The organism is Glaciecola nitratireducens FR1064 (assembly GCF_000226565.1).
Taxonomy (GTDB): domain Bacteria; phylum Pseudomonadota; class Gammaproteobacteria; order Enterobacterales; family Alteromonadaceae; genus Glaciecola; species Glaciecola nitratireducens.
In genome coordinates, this window is record NC_016041.1 from 1 (window position 1) to 20,328 (window position 20,328).

The 20,328-nt window shown below is 41.2% G+C and carries 14 protein-coding genes and 1 pseudogene; 8 read left to right on the forward strand and 7 right to left on the reverse strand.

Annotated features, from left to right (window positions below; translation table 11 throughout):
* Nucleotides 1-62 precede the first annotated feature (62 nt).
* The 5 genes and pseudogenes from GNIT_RS18295 to gyrB form a co-directional block, all read left to right on the forward strand.
* Nucleotides 63-125, forward strand: a pseudogene (locus GNIT_RS18295) (hypothetical protein); the annotation flags it as partial.
* A 288-nt stretch (nt 126-413) separates the two neighbouring features.
* Complete coding sequence (dnaA, locus tag GNIT_RS18300; RefSeq protein ID WP_420492365.1) at nt 414-1,832, forward strand: chromosomal replication initiator protein DnaA; 1,419 nt, start codon at nt 414-416, stop codon at nt 1,830-1,832.
* Nucleotides 1,833-1,854: 22 nt separating this feature from the next.
* On the forward strand, nt 1,855-2,958 hold the full coding sequence (dnaN, locus tag GNIT_RS00010) for a DNA polymerase III subunit beta (protein ID WP_014107041.1): 1,104 nt from the start codon (nt 1,855-1,857) through the stop codon (nt 2,956-2,958).
* A gap of 28 nt (nt 2,959-2,986) precedes the next feature.
* A complete protein-coding gene (gene recF, locus GNIT_RS00015) occupies nt 2,987-4,087 on the forward strand; it encodes a DNA replication/repair protein RecF (RefSeq protein WP_014107042.1) in 1,101 nt (366 codons plus the stop codon).
* 3 nt (nt 4,088-4,090) lie between these two features.
* A complete protein-coding gene (gyrB, locus tag GNIT_RS00020) occupies nt 4,091-6,505 on the forward strand; it encodes a DNA topoisomerase (ATP-hydrolyzing) subunit B (RefSeq protein ID WP_014107043.1) in 2,415 nt (804 codons plus the stop codon).
* 754 nt (nt 6,506-7,259) lie between these two features.
* On the opposite strand, the gene GNIT_RS00030 is transcribed toward gyrB, so the two are convergent.
* The 3 genes from GNIT_RS00030 to glyQ are packed head-to-tail and all read right to left on the reverse strand — an operon-like array spanning nt 7,260 to nt 10,754.
* Nucleotides 7,260-7,712, reverse strand: a complete 453-nt coding sequence (locus GNIT_RS00030; protein ID WP_041246238.1) for an early set domain-containing protein — start codon at nt 7,710-7,712, stop codon at nt 7,260-7,262.
* A 12-nt stretch (nt 7,713-7,724) separates the two neighbouring features.
* Nucleotides 7,725-9,806: a glycine--tRNA ligase subunit beta gene (glyS, locus tag GNIT_RS00035; RefSeq protein ID WP_014107047.1), complete on the reverse strand. Its 2,082-nt coding sequence runs from the start codon at nt 9,804-9,806 to the stop codon at nt 7,725-7,727.
* A 3-nt stretch (nt 9,807-9,809) separates the two neighbouring features.
* The gene (glyQ, locus tag GNIT_RS00040) at nt 9,810-10,754 is read right to left on the reverse strand and encodes a glycine--tRNA ligase subunit alpha (RefSeq protein WP_014107048.1); all 945 of its coding nucleotides are present in this window, start codon (nt 10,752-10,754) and stop codon (nt 9,810-9,812) included.
* A 469-nt stretch (nt 10,755-11,223) separates the two neighbouring features.
* Between glyQ and GNIT_RS00045 the strand changes: the two genes are divergently transcribed.
* Complete coding sequence (locus tag GNIT_RS00045) at nt 11,224-11,883, forward strand: DNA-3-methyladenine glycosylase I (protein WP_014107049.1); 660 nt, start codon at nt 11,224-11,226, stop codon at nt 11,881-11,883.
* 148 nt (nt 11,884-12,031) lie between these two features.
* Here GNIT_RS00045 and GNIT_RS00050 read toward each other — a convergent pair whose 3' ends face one another.
* The 3 genes from GNIT_RS00050 to GNIT_RS00060 all read right to left on the reverse strand — a co-directional run bounded on the left by GNIT_RS00050 (nt 12,032) and on the right by GNIT_RS00060 (nt 14,210).
* Nucleotides 12,032-12,475 carry a DUF2489 domain-containing protein gene (locus GNIT_RS00050; RefSeq protein WP_014107050.1) on the reverse strand — a complete coding sequence of 148 codons (444 nt, stop codon included), beginning with the start codon at nt 12,473-12,475 and terminating at the stop codon, nt 12,032-12,034.
* An 8-nt stretch (nt 12,476-12,483) separates the two neighbouring features.
* Nucleotides 12,484-12,975 (reverse strand): Der GTPase-activating protein YihI, encoded by a 492-nt coding sequence (gene yihI, locus GNIT_RS00055; RefSeq protein ID WP_014107051.1) that lies wholly within the window; start codon nt 12,973-12,975, stop codon nt 12,484-12,486.
* 611 nt (nt 12,976-13,586) lie between these two features.
* Complete coding sequence (locus GNIT_RS00060) at nt 13,587-14,210, reverse strand: c-type cytochrome (protein WP_014107052.1); 624 nt, start codon at nt 14,208-14,210, stop codon at nt 13,587-13,589.
* Between the two features lie 226 nt (nt 14,211-14,436).
* Between GNIT_RS00060 and yihA the strand changes: the two genes are divergently transcribed.
* A complete protein-coding gene (yihA, locus tag GNIT_RS00065) occupies nt 14,437-15,069 on the forward strand; it encodes a ribosome biogenesis GTP-binding protein YihA/YsxC (protein WP_014107053.1) in 633 nt (210 codons plus the stop codon).
* Nucleotides 15,070-15,350: 281 nt separating this feature from the next.
* On the opposite strand, the gene polA is transcribed toward yihA, so the two are convergent.
* On the reverse strand, nt 15,351-18,146 hold the full coding sequence (polA, locus tag GNIT_RS00070) for a DNA polymerase I (protein ID WP_041246239.1): 2,796 nt from the start codon (nt 18,144-18,146) through the stop codon (nt 15,351-15,353).
* A gap of 713 nt (nt 18,147-18,859) precedes the next feature.
* Between polA and GNIT_RS00075 the strand changes: the two genes are divergently transcribed.
* Nucleotides 18,860-20,311, forward strand: a complete 1,452-nt coding sequence (locus tag GNIT_RS00075) for a TrkH family potassium uptake protein (protein WP_014107056.1) — start codon at nt 18,860-18,862, stop codon at nt 20,309-20,311.
* Nucleotides 20,312-20,328: the final 17 nt, after the last annotated feature.

Consider the following 20,328-nt stretch of genomic DNA (forward strand, 5'->3'; position numbering starts at 1 on the left):
GTATAAGTTGGGATCATTGCCTCGAGTTGCTAAAAGAAGAGTTACCTTCTGAACAATTCAACATGTGGTTAAAGCCACTTCGTTCTGAATTTAATGGCGAATCCTTACATTTATATGCAACAAATCATTTTATTCTTGATTGGGTAAGAGACAAATATCATGGCATGATCACTGAGAGCCTTCGTTCTTTATATGGCCAGGATGCGCCTAATCTTATTATTACGGTGCGTAGCATTTCGCAACAGAATGCTAACAACACGCAGCAATCTTATACTCAGAACGAAACTCGACAAAACAACCCTCCACAAGATAGATCTCCTAGTGGCCAATTGGCTAACGGGCATAATCAACATAATGGTTATGAACAAAACAAACATGAACTGAGCAATGATCAAAACAACAGTAACGGTCAGATGTTTGGTGGCAAAAATTCCCAAGAAAATCGTAATAGTGGGTCTTTCTCACAAAATAACGACGGTCGCCCACCGCCTTCAAGTTCTAATAATGATTCAGGTCACGGTGCTAATGATTATAAACAAGGGATAGATGTTGACCGCAGGAAAGTTGGTGTAGATGCTACTAATAAGCGCTCAGGAAATCCAAATAACGGTGGTCAAAATCCCTTTATGAGTAAGCAGCATAAGCATGCTCGCTCAACGCCAGCGGTTGGTGGTATTGATATCAATTTAGGTCATCACGCTCAAGAAGATGCTGGGCAAGGTTCGCGACAGAATAATTCTTATCAGAGCAATAACGCGTTTAATCAAAATTCAGAAGTGGGAAAAGCGCCGATCCCGCTAAGCAATACCCATAAGAGCAATGTTAACCCTGAATACACATTTGAAAACTTTGTTGAGGGTAAGTCGAATCAATACGCAAGAGCTGCGGCTATTCAGGTTGCTAATAATCCCGGAAAATCTTACAACCCATTGTTTCTATATGGTGGGACAGGCTTGGGTAAAACTCATTTAACCCACGCGGTTGGAAATGGGATCTTAGCTAATAATCCAGATGCAAAAATTGTTTATATGCATTCGGAGCGCTTTGTACAAGATATGGTTAAAGCGTTGCAAAACAATGCGATAGAAGAGTTTAAGCGCTTCTATCGGTCGGTAGATGCACTGCTGATAGATGACATTCAATTTTTCGCGAACAAAGACCGTTCTCAAGAAGAGTTTTTTCACACGTTCAATGCGCTGTTAGAAGGTAATCAACAGATTATTTTAACGTCGGACCGATACCCAAAGGAAATAGACGGTGTTGAAGATAGACTTAAGTCTCGATTCGGATGGGGGCTAACCGTTGTTATAGAGCCTCCTGAGCTAGAAACTCGAGTTGCAATATTGATGAGAAAGGCACATGAGTGCAACGTAAATTTACCAAACGAAGTTGCATTTTTCATGGCAAAGCGTTTACGTTCGAACGTCAGAGAATTGGAAGGTGCGTTGAACCGAGTCATCGCGAACGCAAATTTTTCAGGCAGACCTATTACAATTGATTTTGTTCGCGATGCATTGCGGGATTTACTTGCCTTACAGGACAAGTTAGTTACTATTGAGAATATACAGAAAACAGTGGCGGATTATTATAAAATCAAAGTCGCTGATATACTGTCTAAAAGACGAAGCAGAAGTGTGGCTCGTCCAAGACAAGTTGCGATGGCATTAGCAAAAGAACTAACAAATCACAGCTTACCTGAAATAGGTAATGCATTCGGTGGAAGAGATCATACAACGGTCATCCATGCTGTGAGAAAAGTTGTTCAGCTTCGCAATGAAAGTCATGATATAAAAGAAGATTATAAAAACTTAATAAGAACGCTTTCTTCCTAATAATTTTAACGAGACGAGATAAATGAAATTTACCATTAGCCGTGAAGGTTTATTACAACCGCTTCAACTAGTTTCTGGCGCTGTTGAACGACGTCACACACTGCCCATATTATCTAACGTGCTGATTAAAGTTAGTGAGGGTACGCTGTGGCTAACAGGTACAGATTTGGAAGTAGAACTGATTTCAAGCGTTAAGTTGTCTGGCAGTTTTGGCGATGGTGAGATAACAGTACCGGCTAAAAAATTGGTTGATATCATCCGTGGTATTAATGGCGAAAGTAATATTATCTTCGAGATTGAAGAGAACAAAGCCATTATAAAATCGGGTCGTGGTAAGTATACGCTGTCGACTTTGTCTGCGAGCGATTATCCTAACCTTGAAGATTGGGAAGGCGAAGTTGAGTTTGAAGTAAAGCAATCTGATTTAAAAGGCTTAATTGAAAAAACACACTTTTCAATGGCGCAGCAAGATGTCCGTTATTATCTTAATGGAATGAGTTTAGAAACTGAAGAACATGTTATTAGAACAGTAGCAACTGATGGTCATCGCCTTGCTTTGTCGACGCTCGATTATACAGCTGCTACTTTACCAGCGCGCCAGGTTATTATTCCAAGAAAGGGCGTGTTGGAAATAATTCGATTAATTGAAGACAATGACACCTTAGTGAAAGTGCAAATTGGTAGTAACCATATACGCATATTTTCAACAGACTTTATTTTTACAAGTAAATTAGTGGACGGTCGTTTTCCTGATTACAGAAGAGTGTTGCCTAAGGGTTCAGACAAAGCCGTTTGGTCATCGCGCGAGCTTCTGAAGGCTGCATTCTCAAGAGCAATGATACTGTCGAATGAAAAATTCAAAGGTGTGCGTTTGAACTTAGCATCTGGTGAGCTGAAAATTACAGCGAATAACCCAGAGCAAGAGCAAGCAGAGGAAATAGTAGACGTCAATTATGAAGGCGAAGATTTAGAAATAGGTTTTAACGTTGCTTATCTTATTGATGTTTTGAATGTTCTGAATTCTGAAAACGTAATCTTTAATTTATCGGACGCGAACGCAAGTGCACTGATTCATGCTGAAGGCGATGAGTCAGCGCTCTATGTCATCATGCCGATGCGTCTATAATTATTATTAAGGGCAAACGCTAGCCTTTATGCATCTATCTTTAGTGCAACTTGCTCAATTTAGGAATTTTGAACAAGTTGCCTTTTCTCCCTGCAAATCTCTTAATATCATCCACGGTGCTAACGGCGCTGGAAAATCATCCATTCTCGAAGCAATTCATCTTTTAGGTTTTGGCCGATCCTTTAGAACGAATCGTCAAAACTCTGTAGTTCAACACACCATGGATACCGCGACTGTGTTTAGTCGTTTGATTGACGAAGAGGGAGTAGAACAAAAAATTGGTTGTACGCGTCACAAGTCAGATGGTTTTGAATTTAGTATTAATGGAGAGAGAACAAAGAAGCTTTCCGATGTGGTACGAAAAATTCCGATGCAAATTTTTACGCCACAGAGTAGTGATCTTATAATAGGGCAGCCAATGCTACGGAGACGATTTGTTGATTGGGCATTGTTTCACGTGAAACATGGCTACGCAGATCTTATGTCGGCATACACTAAAACACTCTCTCAACGTAATGCATTATTAAGAAATTATGTAAATACAGGAAAGGCGATAGATGGCCAACAGTTCAACTATTGGACCGATTCTCTATGCAGATATGGGAATTTAGTTTCAGACGCTAGAAAGACGTATTTGGCAGCAATAAATGCAGAAGTAGTTGCACTTTATAGTCAATTTATACCTGAGTTCAAGATAGAACTAAGGTATAATACTGGCTGGGATAAAGGGACTGAGTTAGAAGAATCCCTTACTCTTAAAAAGTCACGTGATTTGCAATATGGATACACAACGGTTGGGCCACATAAAGGTGATATTAAATTTACCGTTAACGGGCTAAGTGCTTCTGAGAATCTTTCTCGAGGACAACTCAGGATCCTAGTGTCTATATTGCAAATTGCACAAATGAAAATGTTTTCTTCATTAAGCAATAAATCAACTATCTATTTAATTGATGATATTGCAGCTGAGTTGGATGAGAAAACACGAGAGCATTTTTTGGACTTGATACTTGAAACAGATACGCAAGTGTTCGTAACGGCTATTGAGACCTCGCAATTCGAATTCACAAATAAATATAATGATAAAAAAGTGTTTCACGTGGAACATAACCAAGTGAACGAGGAGTAAAAAATGTCAGAAGAGAATTACGATTCTTCGAGTATCAAAGTTCTAAAGGGATTAGATGCAGTTCGTAAACGTCCAGGTATGTACATCGGCGATACTGACGATGGTACCGGTTTACACCACATGGTATTCGAAGTTGTTGATAACTCAATTGATGAGGCCTTAGCGGGACATTGTAAAGATATCATAATCAAAATACATTCTGACAACTCCGTTTCGGTAAGCGATGACGGTCGCGGTATACCAACCGAGATCCATGAAGAAGAAGGCGTTTCAGCAGCCGAAGTTATTATGACGGTATTGCACGCTGGCGGAAAGTTTGACGATAACTCTTATAAAGTATCAGGCGGACTACACGGCGTGGGTGTTTCAGTTGTAAACGCACTTTCAAAAAAACTGACTATTAATATCCGTCGTAGAGGCGAGATATTCGAGCAAGAATACGATATGGGTGTGCCGGTCGCGCCATTAGTTGCTACTGGAAAAACTGAAAAATCAGGTACAACAATTCGTTTTTGGCCAAGTGAAGAAACCTTCACAAATATCGAATTTCATTATGAAATTTTGGCTAAACGAGTTCGTGAACTTTCATTCCTCAACTCTGGCGTTTCAATCATCCTTGAAGATGAAAGAGACGGTCGTAGAGACCATTTTCATTACGAAGGTGGAATAAGAGCTTTCGTAGAATATCTTAATACCAACAAAACAGTAGTGCATCAAAAAGCTTTCTATTTTGACTTACACCGCGAAGATGGAATTTCTGTTGAAGTTGCCATGCAGTGGAACGATGGTTTCCAAGAAAATATTTTCTGCTTTACAAATAATATTCCTCAAAGAGATGGTGGAACTCACTTAGCCGGTTTTCGTGGCGCTTTAACAAGAACCCTTAATACCTTTATGGAAAAAGAGGGTATGAATAAGAAGCACAAAACCAACGCTAGCGGCGACGACGCTCGTGAAGGTTTGACCGCTGTTATCTCAGTAAAAGTGCCGGATCCTAAATTCTCATCACAAACCAAAGATAAATTAGTTTCTTCTGAAGTGAAGTCTGCAGTTGAAAGTGCTATGGGCGAACAACTTGCTGACTACTTAATTGAAAATCCAAGTGAAGCTAGAATCATTGTTGGTAAAATTATTGATGCAGCTAGAGCCAGAGAAGCCGCGCGTAAAGCTCGCGATATGACTCGCCGTAAAGGCGCATTAGATCTTGCAGGTTTGCCGGGAAAACTAGCTGATTGCCAAGAAAAAGACCCTGCATTATCTGAATTATATATAGTGGAAGGTGACTCTGCTGGCGGTTCCGCTAAGCAGGGACGTAACAGAAAAAACCAAGCAATACTTCCATTGAAAGGAAAAATTCTTAACGTAGAAAAAGCACGTTTTGACAAGATGTTATCTTCTCAAGAAGTTGCAACACTTATTACCGCATTAGGTTGTGGTATTGGTCGTGACGAATACAATCCTGATAAATTAAGATACCACAGCATTATTATTATGACTGATGCTGATGTTGATGGTTCTCACATCAGAACCTTATTGTTAACGTTCTTCTTCCGTCAAATGCCAGAGTTGATTGAGCGCGGTTATATTTATATTGCACAACCGCCGCTGTATAAAATAAAGAAAGGGAAACAAGAGCAATATCTAAAAGATGATGAGGCTTACACAAACCTTATTACATCTATCGCCGTCGATGGTGCAAGCTTATATGTAAGCCCTGATGCTCCGCCAATCAGAGAGTTAAGCTTAGAAAATATGGTTAAGCTTTATCAATCTACGCAAACAATGATCAGCAGAATGCATAGAAGAATGCCAAGTTCGATTTTAAGACAGCTTGTTTACTTAGATGTAATGACCAAAGAAACGTTAGCCGATAAAGAAAAACTAGGGAAAATTGGGCAAGCGCTAGTTGACCAACTTGGAACATCTGAAGATGACGGTCAAAGCTTTCAATATAGCGTTAACGCTACTGAAAATGGCTTGAACGAACTAGAAATTATCATGAAAATGCATGGTATTGATTATAACTATACATTTACACAAAGTTTCATCGAAGGACCCGAGTATAAGCGTATTAGAGCCTTGAACGAAACAATCAACGGTCTAATGGAAGAAGGGTCTTACATTCAGCGTGGTGAAAAGACTCAAGCAGTTACCACTTTTGAAGAAGCTTTGGTTTGGTTAGTTAAAGAAGCTGAACGCGGTCAATACAAGCAGCGTTATAAAGGTCTAGGTGAAATGAACCCAGAGCAGCTTTGGGAAACCACAATGGATCCTGATCAGCGACGCATGTTGCAAGTAAAAATTGAAGATGCTATTTCGGCAGACCAATTATTTACAACTTTAATGGGTGACCATGTTGAACCGCGAAGAGACTTTATTCAAACCAATGCGCTAAATGTAGAAAACTTAGACGTGTAGTTTATTACGGACTGTATACAAAGAAATGAAAAAGGTGCTCATTTGATGATGAGCACCTTTTTTTATGCTTAGAAACTACCTACACAACAGAGCTAAATCTTTAAAAAGGCAAAGTTCTTAAAAGCGACGCTACATCTTAAAATTAATTGTAAAGTAACATCACGCAGTAGATGTGAATGCGAAATATAATAATACTAAACAATAGCTTACGTAAATCTCTTCTTTTGTGCGCTGCCACACTATCGAATTCATCGTAGTTTGAAAGGATAAGGCGGTCATATAATTTAGTTGTACTAATGTTTTGATTCTGCAAGGGCATTTAGGTAGTTCAGGTGCTGGCGCTCGCCTGGTGCGCGGTACCAGCTTTGTGTAGGGTAACCGCAACGGGTATCTGGAAAAATGCGCCGCCGACTGCATATCATCAGTTCACTCTAAAAATGGATAAGGCCCTCAAAACTATTGACTACATAGAGGATGAACGATGTAGAGGAATTGAGGGAACTAGGCGAGTTATTTTGATTGATGTATGGTTTTGGTTTCAAAGCATTTGAAAAAGGACGATGTCCTCGCTGTCTTAAACAACAATAAAATAGAGCGAGGTTTCATTCTGGTATTCGATGCTATTCAGCGAGCATGCATTGCAGGCTAATTAGAAACTAACTATCTCATCAGCACTAAACCATTTGCCGATAAAAGCTTCACGCCTGCAAATGAATCAATATAGGTACGTTTAATTTCGCCGTCACAGGAATGATTAATTAACGACCCTAGAGATAGTGAGCTCGGGGTCATTATTATCAGATATATCGAATTCAAACATAAACATGCCTGTCTCTGAAGGTATGAACTGAATATTCTGGCTGCTTAGCTCACATACTAATTCAACGGCATCGTACATTTCTACGATGCGCGGTGCATACTCAAACCCGCAGTTAAACTCTGGTGTCCAATTAGCGTCTGCAACTTTAAAATCGTATGGCTGACCATCTGCAATTAACTCAATGGTAATCGTGTACAGGTCAGGGCTAACGCGCTTAAATTTAAACTGCTCGGTAGCTTCCCACCAATTAAACACACCGCGCAAGTACATGTTCTGATAATTTTTATCCGGCTCAAAACTAATCAAGTCTCTGGCTGAACGAGTCGTACACGCACTTAATGCAATTAAACTAAATGTTAATACCATTAACTTCGTAAATCTATGCATAGCCATTTGCCCTTAAACTGCTAGCACTGAAACGTCTGCAACGGACAAAAATAATTGTCTCGCTTTGCCAACAAGCGCTACACGATTTGATTTTACTTTTTCATCATCTGCCATAATCATGACATCATCAAAAAAGTTATTCAAAGGTGTTTTAAGCACCGTTAACGACGCCAATACTTCATCGTAAGACAGCTTTTCAATCAGGCTCGCCACCTGCGTCTCAGCGCTTTCTAATGAAAGGAATAGTACCTTCTCGGCTTCCTCACTAAAGAGTGCTGAATCAATTGCCGGTAGCGCATTAATATCAATATCATTTTTATTCAATATATTGGCAACGCGTTTGTTTGCGGCAACTAAATCAACCGCACTTTCCATTTCTTTGAATGCAGTGACCGCTTTTATGCGCGCATCAAAATCAATAGCAGTTGTTGGCTGCTGAGTCATCACGGCCATAACAACATCACCCGCTATTTCTTGATCTTGGTAAAACGGTTTAAATCTGTCTAATAAAAAGGTGTGCACCTGTGAAGCCGTTTCAGCATTCGATAATTTTGCACCATATATATTAACGACGCTGTCAACCATCGCTTTTAACTCAAGCGGTAGCTTATTCTCAACCAATATACGTAAGATACCGATGGCAGAGCGACGAAGCGCGAATGGATCTTTATCGCCTTTCGGCAATTTTCCTATACCAAATATCCCTACAAGGGTATCAAGCTTCTCAGCAAGCGATAATATATAACCGGCTGTAGAAGTAGGAAGCTTGTCACCAGCAAAACGAGGTAAGTATTGTTCTTCTATGGCTAGCGCAACTTCTGCGTGTTCACCATCATGCAAGGCATAGTGATGTCCCATGATCCCTTGAACACTTGGAAACTCCATCACCATATCGCTTAGCAAATCGGCCTTGGCTAAGGCCGCTGCTCGCGCAACATGAGTAGAGTCGATGCCTAAGACCTCAGCGATACTCTTACTTATTGCCACTAAACGTGCTGTTTTTTCAGCAACAGTGCCTAATTCTTTTTGAAACAAAACGGTCGCAAGTTTTTCAGCTTTAGATTCGAGCGTTGTCTTCTTATCGTTTTCGAAGAAAAATTTAGCATCCGCTAGTCTTGGCCTGATAACCTTCTGATTTCCTACGATTATTTGCTTTGGATCCTTGCTTTCGATGTTAGTTACAAACAAGAATGTTGAAGACAGTTGACCGTCTGAATCCAAAAGAGGAACGTACTTTTGGTCGTCCTTCATGGTGTAAATAAGCGCTTCTTTTGGTACATCCAAAAAGTCAGCTTCAAACTTAGCTGTCAAAACCACAGGCCATTCTACAAGCGAAGATATTTCCTCTAAGAGGGAAAGATCATAGTCAGGGCTTAACCCCAATTCTTTTGCTTTCTTGCTAAGTCCATCTTCAATGGTATCTGTGCGTTGAGCGTAATCTGCAACGACATATTGCGCAGTTAACGCGCTCGCATAATTGTCTGCATGGTCTAAAGTGAAACGACGTTCTCCGTGAAAGCGGTGACCCGATAGCTGATTTGCAGAGCTTAATCCAAACAAAGAAACGGGTAGAACTTCCGTACCAAACATCACGCATAAAGTGTGAACAGGACGAATAAATTCTGCCGATGATGAACCCCAACGCATAGGCTTTGGAATGGGTAATTTTTTCACTGTAGTGTGCAATACATCCTGCAACACATCCTTTAAGGCTTTACCTTTAACTTCGGCAATATGCAGCAGCCACTCGCCTTTGTCTGTCTTCAATCTTGATGCTTGAGCAACATCAATGCCGTTTCCTTTAGCCCAGCCTTGCGCGGCGCGGGTAGGGTTACCATCCGCATCAAACGCAGCGGAAACTGCAGGTCCGCGTTTTTCAACACGACTGTCTGGCTGAGAGCCTGCGCAGTTCTGAACAATAACTGCTAAGCGACGAGGAGCAGCGAAAGGCTGAATATCATCAAACTCGAACCCAGCTTTACTAAGTTCGTCTTTAATGTTCTGCGTGAAACTTTCAGACAACTTTTTGAGTGATTTTGGTGGAAGCTCTTCGGTGCCTAGTTCAATCAATAGGTTTTGTTTAATGACTGTCATTGCTTAGGCCTCCTTCTGCTGATCACGGGCATTATCATTATCACCCTGTACATTTTTGCAAAGAGGGAAGCCAAGTGCTTCACGTGAAGCATAATACATCTCCGCACAAGCTTTGGATAAGGTGCGAACGCGCAATATATAGCGCTGTCTTTCTGTTACGGAAATCGCGTGGCGCGCGTCTAGCAAGTTGAATGCATGAGAGGCTTTCATTACTTGCTCATAGGCAGGTAAGGGCAGCTTTGCTTCAATTAGCTTGTTGCTCGCTTTCTCACACTCATCAAAGGTAAGAAAAAGGAAATCAACGTCAGCATGTTCAAAGTTGTACGCCGACTGTTCTATTTCGTTTTGTAAGAACACATCACCGTAGGTTACTTTACCCATTGGGCCATCGGTCCAAACTAAGTCATAGATACTGTCCACGCCCTGGATATACATAGCCAAGCGTTCGAGACCATATGTAATTTCACCGGTAACAGGTTTGCACTCAAGTCCACCTACCTGTTGAAAGTAAGTAAACTGAGTAACTTCCATACCGTTTAACCATACCTCCCAACCAAGACCCCAAGCACCAAGAGTAGGTGATTCCCAATTATCTTCAACAAATCGGATATCATGTACAAGCGGATCAAAGCCCAGCATTTCGAGCGAGCCTAAATACAGCTCCTGAAAGTTATCAGGTGAGGGTTTTAACATCACTTGGAACTGATAGTAGTGCTGCAATCGATTAGGGTTTTCACCGTAGCGACCGTCAGTTGGACGGCGACATGGCTGAACATAAGCACTGCTAATTGGCTCTGGACCTAATGAACGAAGAAACGTCATTGGATGGAATGTGCCTGCGCCCACTTCCATATCAAGAGGCTGAATAATAACGCATCCTTGAGATGCCCAGTAGTCTTGCAGTGCAAGGATAAGACCCTGAAAGGTCTTGCTGTCGTATTTATGCATAAGTGCTAAATTCTTCTATGCTCAGTGAATGAAATTCAAATAGTCGTTGGTGTCGCTTATTTGTGGCTCTGCCGTTGTGTAATTCAAAGCCAAAATAGCTAATTAAACCAACCTAAAAAATTAACCGTAGAGTATACCGCCTAGTTAGGCCAATTGGTAACCCCTGCAACGCAGATATTCAATTAACAAGGTGTAAAAAAAAGCATTTCGGCAAAATTTAAGCTTTGTGTGAGATTATTTCTGCCATTTGTGTTTTCAGGTGTGCTCGCGTGCGGTTTTGCAAACTATAATTATCTGGTCACTTGAGCAGTAGATTTAGTGGTCGATAAGTTTTACGCTTAGCTCCAACAGTCGTTGTCATCAATTTGTCAATCGAGCAATCAAGATCTTCCTAGATGAGAGTAAGCTGGAATGTTAGCCTGCTCGTTGATGCAGCGGTAAGTTAAAAAATTTTATAAGAGAGCTAGCAATGACACATTCTTTTACGACTGATAGTGGGCAAAACAAACTTGTTTGTGCTTGGGAAACCACTGATCCTGAATATATTGCTTATCACAATGAGCATTGGGGTAGGCCAGTTTTAAATAGTAAAGAGCTCTTTGCAAAACTTTGCCTTGATGGTCAACAGGCTGGCTTAAGTTGGCTAACAATCCTGCGGAAACAAAAAAACTACGAAGCGGCATTCCACCACTTCAATCCACAAGACATTATTAAAATGACCGAGGACGACGTTATTGCTTTAATGCAGAACAAAGGAATAGTGCGTAATAAATTAAAAATACAATCCGTCATTAAAAACGCACGCGCATTTCTAAAGATAGAAGAATCAATTCCTTTCAACGCATATCTATGGCAATTTTCCGACTTCCGTGTGATTCAAACTACCTGTAAAAATAGAGATGATGTTGCAAGCACATCGATTGCTTCGGACGCAATGGCTAAGGCATTGAAAAAATCGGGCTTCAGTTTTGTAGGAAGTACTATTTGCTATGCGTTCATGCAAGCAGTTGGCATGATAAACGACCACCTTGTAACCTGTCCCTGCCATAAAGCTTTTTGTAAAGAGCAAGCTGAAGTAGACAAGGAATTAATGGTATTGCAACAAATGGCGGCTAGTTTAAAACCGTAAGCTGTGGGGGAATATACGGATATTTCAAAAGACGTAGCTTACTATTCTGGCCTTGCAACATAATCCTAGATAGTTACATTTCATTAAAAGTTGATATAAACATCAGACAGCAAGGCTTGTTGCCTTGCGTCAATTAATTCTTTTAAACCTAACAGCTAAACACTCTCAAGAGAACTATTTCTTCTTGAATACCTGTTTCCGCTTCACTTTCAAGTTGTTCTCGCTGCTTGTCTTGACGGCGTCGCTCTTGCTTGCTTAAAGCATCACGCTCCTTGTGCGTCGGATAGTCTTTTATTTTGTCGTATAAGCTATGTAGCTCTGGATAGACTGTCGAATAGTCCGGGATATTTGCTATCGGAAGGGCCTTGAGCAAGTTGCAAATGCGAACAGCGCCTTCAGAGTAGTTGCATTGCTGCTGCTGCATTGCAAACGCAATGGTCTGGATGCTTTGCTCCATCGACTCTATGCGTTTATTTCTCGCATTTTGCTGACGAATATTTTGTTGCTTGAGTAAATATAATGTTTTACCCGCATAAATGCCGAGGGCAATAATAATTATTGCCCCTAAAATTGGAAGTATTAATTCAGTCATTTCTCTGCTTAATCTTTGAAGTCATCTATACTAATTGCGTCTAAACCGGCAAGAGGATCATCTTCTTCTTCAATTTCTTCTGCAGTATCGATACCAAGCATTTCACAAAGAACCAAATGTCGAGCCAATTTAACATCTACATAGTCTTGCTCTAATTTTGTTAAGGCCTTAGTTTCCTGCTTATCGAGCAGCTTCTGTAACTTCTCATCCGCTTCAATAGCATCTAATTCGTGCTTAGGTGTTCTATAGCTAACTTTTTCTTCTGCAGGTTTACTGCTTGTCTTTTTATGGCGCAGCAAATCGATAGGGACTTTACTACCTAGGCGAGGGTCTTTTTTCTGGTTTTGCCTAGCATTCTCTGCAGTTTCAACGTCGCTATTGCGAGTTCCTGCTTTATTGCCACTTTTCTTTCTAATGCGATCGGACGGGGTACGTACAATCGGAATAGTTGATTTTGGCGTACCTATTTGTCCGCCTTTTCTTGATTTTTTACTAGCCATATTTGCCTCTTTCTTGCTGCGTCGTTACCCACGTAAACTGCCAGTTAAGGGTATTTGATAAGGACTGAACAGCGATTATGTATCTTTAGTTAACTTTATTATACCTGAGCTCTAGGGGTTATTGATAAGGGTAATTACTAATTCTTTTTAAACAGAGGGAATTTTTTCGAAAGCGTTGGGTCTATATTTACAGATATTTATTTATATTAATAAATTTATCCACAAAATAGATGTAATAAAGAAACCATAAAATAGAAGAGGGACACCAATCACTTGAGTGGCTTATAGGGCGTCTAGAAAGAAAAAAGGTGATAGCCGGAGCTATCACCTTAATTTAATCAGTGTCTAATGACACCTCTCCCGTATCAGCACATCATGTGCTTTGTTGTTCATAATGTTACTTTTCACTTTTTATTATTATTGACGAAATAGTAACGAACTTTGTTCTAGGTCTTCCTGACGCTTTATTATTATTTTATTTTAGAAGCAGTTAACCCAGATTGATAGTGTTTACTATCGCTTAAGCTTTGCTGTCCCTAAAAGATGAGTAGATAATACGCTAAAAAATAAAATTTACAACTTTTTTACAAATAAAAGTTTATTTATTTAAATTAGTGTAAGCCACCCAAGTACTTAGATAATATCTCGATATCTTCATCGGTCAATTTTGCAGCAATTCCACGCATCATGCCGTTCATATCGTTTGCTCTTGTACCATCTCTAAACATTTTTAGCTGTGAGCTTGTATATTCAGCATGTTGTCCACTGATAACCGGAAACCCAGCAAGACCCATGCCTTTTCCAGTAGGGCCGTGACATGAGATACAAGAGGTTATTCCTCTATCTGCATCGCCGCCTCTGTAAAGATCCTGTCCTGCTTCTATAACGTCTTCAGGTGTTTCACCTGCTTTTTGGTCTTGACTTGAAAAGTATGCCGCTAGATCCGCAATGTCTTGATCAGACAGCGCTGCAGCCATACCATTCATCACTGCATTATTACGACCTTCTTTGCCGCCAGTGCGCGATGCCAGTCTAAATTCTGTTAATTGCTTTACCAAATAACCTTCATGCTGCCCCGCAATTTTCGGGTTCATGGCAATTGCACTATTTCCGTCACCGCCATGGCAAGCTGAACATGTCAATGATTTTGCTTTCCCTGCTTCTGCATCACCTTCAGCAAAGGCAAAGGAAGTGAATCCTAACGTTAAACAAACAAGCAAACCTAGTTTTTTCATACTTAATCTCTTTATACGGGTAATTAGCAAAACAACTTCTCAAATCTAATTGGAGAACGTGGTATTGTACACAAATACTGGCCGAAAAAAACTCTTCCACACTCATTGTATGGATATAAATGAATGATTGATAACTCATTTACGCAAATTATTAGTTACAATACAAAAAATATCGGCTTTATTTATAAAAACTCCAGTTCAACATTCTTCTTTATTAAGTGAAAACATGTCTTATTTTACCAAAGCAACTTTCTTAACCAGCGCACCAAGCATTGAGCATCTATCTAATTCCGACGGAATGGAGGTTGCGTTTGCCGGTCGCTCAAATGCTGGAAAATCAAGTGCATTAAATAGATTGACCCGACAAAAGGGCCTTGCGAGAACCAGTAAAACTCCAGGTAGAACCCAGTTAATTAATATGTTCGAGTTAGACAGTGAGCGACGCTTAGTTGACTTACCTGGCTACGGTTATGCAAAAGTGCCGCTCGACATGAAGTTGAAGTGGCAAAAATCTTTAGGTGAGTATTTGCAAAAACGCAAGTGCTTGAAAGGACTGGTCGTGTTGATGGATATCCGCCATCCGCTAAAAGATCTAGATCAAAATTTAATTCATTGGGCCGTGGAAGTGAATTTACCGGTGCTAATTTTGCTAACTAAAGCTGATAAATTAAAAGCAGGTAAGCGCAAAGCACAAACGCTGATGGTGCGCGAGGCCTCAATGGCGTTTTGTGGCGACGTGACCGTGCATTCGTTTTCGTCGCTCAATGGTCTAGGCGTGCCTGAATTAGAACAAGTTTTGTTTAAATGGCTTGGACTTGAAAGACAGCTTAAAGATGATGCTGAAGAGATTGTTGAATAGCGTTAGCGGAATAAAATGCTGGCTTAAGCACAATACAAACAGGAGCCAGTAAAAATTGTTTGGAGAAAAAGAAAAGCCCCGTCAAAATGACGGGGCCAATTGTCTTGGGAGAACAACACATTCATAGTATAGGACGAGTGATTTTCCAATAAGTTCACACTAAAACGAAAAAATCGAAAATTTATTTTTTCTTAACCCTTTGGACTCGCCTACACATAGCATTTGTTCTACAAATTTGCCGATAGCAAAAGCATATTGCTACACAACACGTTCACTAATTCTTAATGTGCTTCATCCCAATTATTACCGATACCAACGTCGACCACTAGCGGAACGTCAAGTTTGACAGTGTCTTCCATTAACGATTTTATTTTTGCCACATATTCGTCAACGCGATCTTCTTTTATTTCAAAAACTAATTCATCGTGCACCTGCATAATCATTAAAATATCTTCGTCTTTGATGTCGTTAATCCAAGCATCAACATCGATCATCGCTTTTTTAATAATATCTGCTGCTGTGCCTTGCATCGGCGCATTGATTGCAGCGCGTTCGGCACCCTTTCTACGCATTGCATTGCTTGCCTTTATATCAGGAAGATACAATCTGCGGCCAAACACGGTACTAACATAGCCTGTTTCTTTCGCACCTTCTCGCGTAGATTCCATATAGGTCAAAACACCAGGATAACGTTCAAAATATAAGTCCATATATTGTTGCGCATCATAGCGCGAAATATTCAGTTGTTTAGATAGGCCAAAGGCTGACATACCGTATATCAAACCAAAGTTAATGGCCTTGGCGCTGCGTCTTTCATTAACAGACACTTGTTCTAGCGGCACATCAAATACTTCTGCAGCGGTCGCACTGTGAATATCTTTGCCTTCTGAAAACGCACTCACTAAGCCTTTATCTTTACTTAAATGAGCCATAATGCGTAGCTCAATTTGACTGTAATCTGCAGCCACAACTTTATAGCCAGGGCGAGCAATGAATGCTTGGCGAACCTGTCTTCCTTCTGCTGTTCTAATTGGGATATTCTGTAAGTTAGGATCGGTAGAAGAAAGGCGACCCGTTGCCGTCACCGCTTGGTGATAAGAGGTGTGCACTCTGCCGGTTCGATGATGGATCATCTTGGGAAGCTTGTCGGTATAGGTATTTTTGAGTTTCGTTAGCCCACGATACTCCATTATCTTCTTCGGAAGTTCATATTCTAAAGCAAGGTCTTGCAGCACTTCCTCTGATGTAGAGGGAGCGCCTTTTGGGGTCTTCTTCACTACCGGTAAACTCATTTTTTCAAAAAGAATGTGCTGAAGCTGTTTCGTCGAGCCCAAGTTGAATGCTTCACCGGCTAAATCATGAACCTCTTTTTCAAGATCCATAATACGCGCGGCTAATGTTTGACTTTGCTGACCTAATAGCTGACTGTCGATCAACACCCCGTTTTGTTCCATTTTTGCCAATACTGAGGACAAAGGCACTTCAATATCGTTCAAAACTGAAGGGAGTTCTCCTTTATCTTGCAGAAGAGCCTGCAGTGCTTTGTGCAGGCGAAGCGTCACATCGGCATCTTCGGCCGCATAGGGAGCAGCTTCTTCTAATGCAATTTGATTAAACGTAATTTGTTTCGCGCCTTTGCCGGCAATGTCTTCAAAATGAATTGTATTATGGCCGAGGTATTTTAGCGACAGGCTGTCCATGTTATGGCGTGTAGCCACACTGTTTAGTACATATGACGCCAGCATTGTGTCGGATAAAATCCCTTGCAGGGAAATATCGTAATTGGCGAGCACGTTTTTGTCGTATTTGATGTGCTGACCAATTTTCTTCGCAGACTTATCTTCCAATATTGGTTTAAGTTGGGCAAGCACGTTGTCGCGCTCAAGTTGTTCTGGTGCGCCAGGATAATCATGCGCAACTGGAATGTAGCAGGCTTCGTTTTCGCTGGTGGCGAATGACAGTCCAACTAGTTCAGCCTGCATATAGTCAACACTAGTAGTTTCAGTATCAACCGCATAATATTCTGCAGCGTTGATTTTGCTAATCCATTCATCTAGTTGTGCTTGTGTTAGCACGAGTTCATATTTAGCCTTATCGAAAGACTGCGATGACGTGTTGTCGCTTTGCGCGCTGTCCTCGGCACTTGACTCACCGTCTGTGGATAGCGGCTTGCTGGCTTTAGTAACGTCGCTGTCGTTATCACTAACCTCGGCAAGCCAACGTTTAAACTCATATTCGGCAAACAATGTCTGCAGTTCAGGCTTGTCCATTTCACCCATGTTCAGAGTGGTCGGTTCATATTCAAGCTTTAAATCACATTCAATGGTGGCTAATTGATAAGAAAGCATCGCTTGTTCTTCATACTGCGCTATTTTTGCGGCCATCGTCTTGGCGCCGCGAAAGTCTAGTGTCGCTATCTTATCGAGATTTGCATAAATCTCTTTTACGCCGCCAATTCCGTTGAGCATTGCGACTGCACTCTTGTCGCCAACACCGGGAATGCCTGGAATGTTGTCTACTTTGTCGCCTTTCATTGCTAAATAATCAATGATCAGTTCGGCGGGCACACCAAATTTTTCAGTCACCCCGTCGACATCCATGGTGGTATTTGTCATGGTATTGATAAGCGTGACGTGTTGATCGACGAGTTGGGCCATGTCCTTGTCACCGGTACTAATGACACACTCAATTCCTTGCTCTGATGCTTGGCGCGCTAATGTACCGATAACATCGTCGGCTTCTACTCCATCTTCCACAATAATTGGAAAGCCCATCGCGCTAATAATTTTGTGCAAAGGTTTAATTTGCGAACGAAGTTCATCCGGCATGGGTGGGCGGTTGGCTTTGTATTCTTTATAAATATCGTCTCTAAACGTTTTCCCTTTCGCGTCAAAAACCACAGCAATATGACTGGGCTTATATGTGGTCATTAAACTACGCAGCATATTGACTACGCCATAAATCGCGCCTGTGTCTTGGCCTTTTGAATTTGTAAGAGGGGGCAGGCCGTGAAAGGCTCTGAATAAATAAGAGGAACCGTCAACTAGGACTAACGGACTTGTTGATTGTTTTTCCATCATTTGCTCATGTTAATGCTTTATATAGTGAAGAATGCCATATTTATTGGCTTGTAGCTACAAATTGCTTTTCGTACAAGCTGTGGATAAGTCTGTGATTAAAAAGAAGCAAACATAGGTATAAGTGCCTATTCCAGTGATGGAAAAAGCATTCCTAATGGGGATGTTAATGCAATAATGAAAGAGGAAAAGCGTATCCTGTTATTATTATTTATTCCCTTGCTCTTATTTTAACTTGTCGCTAATTTTATAGCTTTTACATATGCAGCTATACATAGCTTGTTACTTGTCGCTTGTGGAAAGCTCGAAATATCGAGAAAAGCGAGTGTGAAGTAACCCGTAAAATTTAGCACAAATTGGCGTATTTCCAAGTTTTATTTTCAAGTATTTTATTTGTTCAATTGGAACAATAGCTTAGTAAAAAACGCATATTTTAGTTTTTAAACAGCCTATTTTTGTGAATGGAGCGAGCAATTATTTCAAAATTAAGAGAAATAAATTGGATCTCAGTCCGATTCAATTTACCATCTCTTAATGGGTGCGTACGTTGCGCGCTTGTTCTGTAATTTCCGCTGCAGTTACTCATCCTAAGTAGTGCAGCAATGAATACATAAGACCGTAAACGAAACCAGCTTGGAGTAATTCCCCCAAGCCCAAGTTATTGAAGTTTTGCCTCATAATAAGCCCGTAATAACAATAAAGGCATAGTGTAAATGCAATACCGCGCCATCATACGTATTTTAGGACTTCTCGTTGCTCTCTTCAGTGTCACGATGATCCCGCCTGCGTTGATTTCCCTGATTTATGGAGACGGTAGTGGTTTGGCTTTTGTGCTCGCTTTTGTCTTATCCATTCTTACCGGCCTTGCTTTTTGGTACCCCAATCGCCGCTCCAAAGTTGACTTAAGGGCTAAAGAGGGCTTTCTCATTGTAGTTTTGTTTTGGACGGTACTAGCGTCGTTCGGGGCTTTGCCGTTTGCGCTTTTAGAACAGCCCCATATGAGCATTACTGATGCCATGTTTGAAGCTTTCTCAGGTCTAACCACAACGGGCGCAACGGTCATAGAAGGTATCGAATACTTGCCAAAAGCGGTGCAATTTTATCGTCAACAGCTTCAGTGGCTGGGCGGTATGGGTATCATTGTGTTAGCGGTCGCTATTCTGCCAATTCTTGGCGTGGGTGGCATGCAGTTATATCGTGCTGAAACACCTGGGCCAGTAAAAGATTCAAAAATGACGCCACGCATCGCCGACACGGCAAAGCACTTATGGTACATCTATTTATCACTGACTATTGCCTGTTCAGGCGCCTACTGGCTTGCCGGAATGAATTTATTTGATGCGGTATGCCACGCCTTCTCAACGATTGCTATCGGTGGTTTTTCGACCTACGACGCAAGCCTCGGCTACTTTAATAGCGTAGCCGTGAATATAGTGTGCGTTGTTTTCCTTTGGATTGCAGCGCTTAACTTCTCGCTCCACTATGCAGCCGTGTCTGGTAGAAATATTAAAAATTATTTCAAAGATCCTGAGTGCAAAGCGTTCTTCACTATTCAATTAAGTTTGGTGACATTATGCTTCCTAGCCTTGGTCTATCATTCGGTTTATGAAACGGCTGAGATGGCCCTCGATCAGGCTCTAATTCAAGCTGTCTCAATTAGTACGACTGCGGGCTTTGCCACTACCGATTTTTCCGCGTGGCCAGCATTTCTGCCTATCGTATTAATATTTTCAAGCTTTATCGGTGGTTGCGCAGGTTCAACAGGCGGTGGCCTTAAAGTGATTCGTGTCTTTCTGCTGTTTTTGCAAGGCAAGCGTGAAGTTGATCGACTCATTCACCCTAAGGCGGTATACGCAGTTAAACTTGGTGACCGAGCGATGCCGGAACGGGTTGTTGAAGCTGTGTGGGGATTCTTCTCTGCTTATGCGGTTGTGTTCGTGGTCATCATGGTTGCGCTCATTGCAACAGGTATGGATGATATCACGGCGTTTTCTGCAACGGCGGCAACCTTAAACAACTTAGGTCCTGGTCTCGGCGCAGTTTCAGGCACATACGCTGACGTTACAGATGCTGGCAAATGGCTGCTAGTCGTTGCTATGTTGTTCGGACGACTGGAGATATTTTCACTACTCGTTTTATTCTCGCCAACATTCTGGCGCAGCTAACTAGCTACAGCGCTTTA